This is a genomic window from Mesorhizobium sp. M0500 (assembly GCF_040321165.1).
Classification (GTDB): domain Bacteria; phylum Pseudomonadota; class Alphaproteobacteria; order Rhizobiales; family Rhizobiaceae; genus Mesorhizobium.
On the sequence record NZ_JAMYRB010000076.1, the window covers coordinates 1 to 1,427 of the forward strand.

At 66.5% G+C, this 1,427-nt stretch carries 1 protein-coding gene; it reads right to left on the minus strand.

Going from position 1 to position 1,427, the window contains the following annotated elements:
• Nucleotides 1-69: 69 nt before the first annotated feature.
• Nucleotides 70-1,269 (minus strand): IS256 family transposase, encoded by a 1,200-nt coding sequence (locus NKI70_RS33805; RefSeq protein ID WP_352726451.1) that lies wholly within the window; start codon nucleotides 1,267-1,269, stop codon nucleotides 70-72.
• Nucleotides 1,270-1,427: the final 158 nt, after the last annotated feature.

Genomic DNA, 1,427 nt, shown 5'->3' on the forward strand with positions numbered 1-1,427 from the left:
GATCGTGTCCCAGGGAGTGGTGTAGCTGACGGCTCGGTCGCCGCGCTCTCCGGCATGGGGCCGGGGTGATCAGCGTGCCACGGCTGGCAGGCTGATGAGAGGATCATCGCTCATTTGGCTGATGGTTTCCAGCGTCATGTATCTGGCGCGCTGGACAGCCCATTCGTCGTTCTGCTCGAGCAGGATCGCACCGACGAGGCGGACGATGGCGTCGTCGTTGGGGAAGATGCCGACGACCTCGGTGCGCCGCTTGATCTCGCCGTTGAGGCGCTCGATCGGGTTGGTCGAGTGCAGCTTGGCGCGGTGCTCCCTGGGGAAGGTCATGTAGGCCAGCACGTCGGGCTCGGCGTCGTCCATAATGGCGGCGAGCTTGGGCACCTTCGGCCGGATCTGGTCGGCGACGGCGCGCCATTGCGTGCTGGCGGCTTCCGGCGTCTCCTGGGCGAAGGCTGTGGCGATAAAGGCGGAGACGACACGGCGACCGCTCTTGCCGGCATGCGCCAGCACATTGCGCATGAAATGAACCCGGCAGCGTTGCCATGTCGCGCACAGCACCTTGGTGACGGCCGCCTTGAGGCCTTCATGGGCATCGGAGACGACGAGCTTGACGCCGCGCAGGCCGCGGCGTGTCAGCTTGCGCAGGAACTCCGTCCAGATCGGCTCGGCCTCCGAGGTGCCGATCTCCATGCCCAGCACCTCGCGCCGGCCGTCGCTGTTGACGCCGACGGCGATGATGACCGCGACCGAGACGATGCGCCCGCCGCGGCGCACCTTCAGGTAGGTGGCATCGATCCACAGATAGGGCCAGTCGCCCTCGATCGGCCGGTCAAGGAAGGCCTTCACCTTGCCGTCGATCTCTTCGCACAACCGGCTGACCTGGCTCTTGGAGATGCCGCTCATGCCCATGGCCTTGACCAGGTCGTCGACGGAGCGTGTCGAGATGCCCTGGATGTAAGCCTCCTGGATGACGGCCGTCAGCGCCTTCTCCGCCATGCGCCGCGGTTCGAGGAAGCCCGGAAAGTAGGAGCCCTTCCTGAGCTTGGGGATGCGCAGCTCGACGGTGCCGGCCCGCGTCTCCCAGTCCCTGTCGCGGTAGCCGTTGCGCTGGGCCAGCCGCAGCGGGTTCTTCTCGCCATGGGCGGCGCCGGTGGCAGCCCCGACCTCCAGCTCCATCAGCCGCTCGGCGGCAAAGCCGATCATCTCGCGCAGGAGATCGCAATCAGGGGTCTTCTCCACGAGCGCACGCAGGTTCATCATGTCGTCGGTCATCGGTGGTCCCTTCGAATCAGGTTGGTGTCAGCAACCCGACCTTTACCGGGGAACATCGATGACCGCCGCAAAGCCGCTCGCTCGCTACGGCGCTGTTGAGGGCGCGCTCGCGAGCGGCTTCGCTACCGCCGAGCTACACCACGTCTGGGGACACGACC

What these genes read in the sequence shown, in the direction of transcription:
- NKI70_RS33805 (WP_352726451.1), bottom strand. Translation starts at nt 1,269, where the DNA reads ATGACCGACGACATGATGAACCTGCGTGCGCTCGTGGAGAAGACCCCT.